A 3,579-nucleotide genomic window follows, 5' to 3' on the forward strand; every position below is an offset into this window, starting at 1 on the left:
CTACACTGGCAAAAGATCATGGGAGCTATTAATACGATAAGAAGAGGTTTAAAGAACATGATCTGTAATTTTCAGGTTGAACAAATTTACGAAACATTACGCAGTATGCTGCGGGGCATTTGACTGCTGGAATTCAGCACTTTTTTTAATATAATGTTAAAAAAGATTTAAAAATATATTTTTGCAGCAAACCGTTAGCATGTCGTTAGAAGAGGATATCCGCCAGACCACATTCCGTAACGAGCATCAAAAAGGCATGATCAACATGATCTATACCTGCAACTGGATCATGGAACGCCAGAAGAAAATTCTTGGCCGGGAAAAAATAACGCCGCAGCAATTCAATATTCTCCGTATACTGAGAGGCGCTTATCCCAAACCCATTTCTACCATGCAAATAAGGGAAAGAATGCTGGATAAGATGAGTGATACCAGCCGTATTGTAGACCGGTTAACAGTAAAAGGGCTGGCTAATAAAAAAACCTGCCTCACCGATAAACGCCTGGTAGATATTGCTATTACCCCCAGGGGTATGGCTATGCTGGAACGTTTGGATCGCAGGAATGAAGAAATGGACGCGCTGTTACGTGCCTTGCCGGAGCCGGAAGTAAAAATGCTTAACCAGTTATTAGACAAGATCAGGAAGCCTGAATAGTATGACGACAATAAATGGCAGGTTAAATTTAAAACTACCTTCACGGTTTATTGTTCCTTTATTGTTATAATTGCTGCATGAAAATTCTGCTTATCCTCTGGGCTGCCGTTTGTCCTTTTGTTTTTTGCGTTGCACAACCTAAATATGAATTTCGTGCCGCCTGGATCGCTACGGTAGATAATATTGACTGGCCCTCGAAGGGTAATTATAATCCGGAGAGCCAGAAAGCCGAATACAGGAAGCTGCTGGATATGCATGTGCAAAACGGAATGAACGCGGTTATTGTGCAGATCCGACCGGCAACGGATGCTTTCTATCCTTCGCCTTATGAGCCCTGGAGCGAGTGGCTTACGGGTAAGCAGGGCCGTGCCCCCTCCCCTTATTATGATCCGCTGCAGTTCATGATTGAAGAAGCGCATAAAAGAGGGCTGGAGTTTCACGCCTGGTGCAATCCTTACAGGGCAGAATTACAGATCGGCAAATCTTCCATTTCGCCTACACATATTACCAAAATACATCCTGAATGGTTTGTAGCTTACGGGGGTAAAAGATATTTTGATCCGGGCAATAAGCAGGCCCAGGAATATGTAGTGCATGTGATCCGCGATATTGTTAGCCGTTATGACGTAGATGCGCTCCACTTCGATGATTATTTTTACCCCTACAGGATAGCCGGCCAGGAATTCCCGGATGATAAAACTTATGCAGCATATGGGGGAGGCATGGACAGGGGCGACTGGCGCAGGAGTAATGTGGACTCTATTATCGTAAAGTTGCACCGTGGTATACGGCAGGAGAACCCGCACTGTAAATTTGGCATCAGCCCTTTTGGAGTATGGCGCAATAACGACAAAGATAGCCTGGGCAGTGATACCAAAGCCGGGCAAACCAATTACGATGACCTGTATGCAGATATACTATTGTGGCTGAAGGAAGGCTATATTGACTACGTAGTGCCCCAGTTGTACTGGGAACACGGGCACCGCGCGGCGCCCTACGAAGTGCTGGTTGACTGGTGGAGCCGGCACAGTTATGGGAAACATTGTTATGTAGGATTGGGTATTTATAAAGCAGGAACCAATGCCCGGTGGCGCGACAGGAATATTATTCCCATGCAAATAAGGGATGCAAGATCATACAGCACCATACAGGGCCAGGTGTATTTCAGCAGCAAATCTTTTTTAAAAAATCCCAACGGATGGAACGACAGCTTGCAGCAGCACTACTATAAATACCCGGCTTTAATTCCTCCCATGCCGTGGATAGACAGCATACCGCCCGTTCCCCCGGTAATTAACGCTATTGTCACCGAAGGCAATGCCGCGAACCAGCAGGTAAGGATAAACGCCGCCTATATTGATAAAGAAAAACGCCTGCGGCAATTTGCCCTGTATGCCTTCTCTTCCTTAGAAGATACCGATATTTCCAACAGGGCGCCATTAAAGCTCATCCCCACCGTTTCCGATTCATTAGATTATGTACTGGCATTATCCCTGTTGCCACAATCCGGAAAGGAGCTGTATATAGGATTAACTGCTGTAGATATCAACAATGTGGAAAGTGAGATCAGCATACTGCAAAAGTTAGAAAGAGCCAGTGAAAAAGCGGAATGGGAAACGGTGAAATGAAATGTTTGGCTTTTTGCTGCAGATACGCAGATTTTATCCACGCTTCTGCAGCATCTTTATTTGGTATGCCTGACAGCACTTGTTTTTAGGCATATATTTCTATTAACGTGAATTTCGGATGTTCGGAAGTGAAAAACATCAAAAACGCAGGTTATAATTCTAAAACAATCTCCCCTGCTGCCCCGGTCTTCTGAAGATGGTAGTGTCTAATTCAAAACGGTCTTCATTCATGTGATACATTTTTCCGTATTTTATATACTGTTGCGTTATGATCTCCGCTATGGCGCCTTCGCCGCGCATACGCAGGCCCCAGCGGGTATCGTTTACTTTCCCATCGTGGCTCTGCTCAATTAAATGCCATACTTTGTCTGCACGGTCGGGAAAATTTTTATACAGCCAGTCGTGAAACAAAAATTTAATAGCGCCATTTAAACGGATGAACGTATAAGCGGTAAATACAGCACCCACATCTGCCGCGGCTTTCATAATACGCTGCATCTCGTGATCATTGAGCCCTGGGATCATAGGCCCCATCATCACTCCCATGCGAATGCCGGCACTGCTTAATTCTTCTATTACTTTCAGCCGCTGCTTTGCTGTAGTTGTCCTTGGCTCCATCACCCTCCGCAAATCCTCATTAAAGGAAGTAATGGAAACCATTGCCGATACCAGGCGTTTTTTGGCCAGCTCCTGCAGCACGTCTTTGTCTTTAATGATCCACGCGTTTTTGGTAAGAATGCCTACCGGCTGGTTGAATTCATTACATACTTCTAACAGTCCGCGTGTTAACCGGTATTTTTGTTCTGCGGGCTGGTAGCAATCAGTATTGCCACTCAGCATAATGGGCATTACTTCCCATTTGGGGTGCATGAGCTGCTTACGCAACAGTTGCGGGGCATTTTTTTTAACAATGATCTTCCGCTCAAAATCCAGTCCTGCGCTATAGCCCCAGTATTCATGCACATTACGGGCATAGCAGTAAATGCAGCCATGCTCGCAGCCGGCATAGGCATTCATGCTGTAAGCCATACCCACATCCGGGCTGTCTACTTTATTTACAATGGTTTTCGACAGTTGCTCCAGGTACTGTGTAGGTGTATTGCCTTCCGACCAGTCGTCAATGGCTTCTATATGTTCCTTTGTACGCTCGTCTTTCAGAAACCGGTTTTTGGTATTGAACTGTGCGCCCCGCCCCTGTAAATATTGTTCCGCTTCCTCTTTTGCTTTAGCGGAAACTTTATAGTGATCCTGCTTAAGTTTTTCTGACATAAAATTTTTTTTGTGAACCACAAAGAC

Annotated in this window: 3 protein-coding genes; 2 read left to right on the forward strand and 1 reads right to left on the reverse strand. The window is 45.2% G+C overall.

Going from position 1 to position 3,579, the window contains the following annotated elements; translation table 11 throughout:
* The first annotated feature begins 181 nt into the window (after nucleotides 1–181).
* Together PLE34_RS21735 and PLE34_RS21740 are read left to right on the forward strand one after the other, a co-directional pair.
* Entirely contained in the window at nucleotides 182–655 is a 474-nt protein-coding gene (locus PLE34_RS21735; RefSeq protein ID WP_324560728.1) for a MarR family winged helix-turn-helix transcriptional regulator, read from the forward strand.
* 77 nt (nucleotides 656–732) lie between these two features.
* The gene (locus tag PLE34_RS21740) at nucleotides 733–2,283 is read left to right on the forward strand and encodes a glycoside hydrolase family 10-like protein (protein WP_324560731.1); all 1,551 of its coding nucleotides are present in this window, start codon (nucleotides 733–735) and stop codon (nucleotides 2,281–2,283) included.
* 159 nt (nucleotides 2,284–2,442) lie between these two features.
* On the opposite strand, the gene PLE34_RS21745 is transcribed toward PLE34_RS21740, so the two are convergent.
* Nucleotides 2,443–3,552 carry a PA0069 family radical SAM protein gene (locus tag PLE34_RS21745; protein WP_324560734.1) on the reverse strand — a complete coding sequence of 370 codons (1,110 nt, stop codon included), beginning with the start codon at nucleotides 3,550–3,552 and terminating at the stop codon, nucleotides 2,443–2,445.
* Nucleotides 3,553–3,579 lie beyond the last annotated feature (27 nt).

Source organism: Agriterribacter sp. (assembly GCF_035445465.1).
In the GTDB taxonomy this organism is placed as follows: domain Bacteria; phylum Bacteroidota; class Bacteroidia; order Chitinophagales; family Chitinophagaceae; genus Agriterribacter.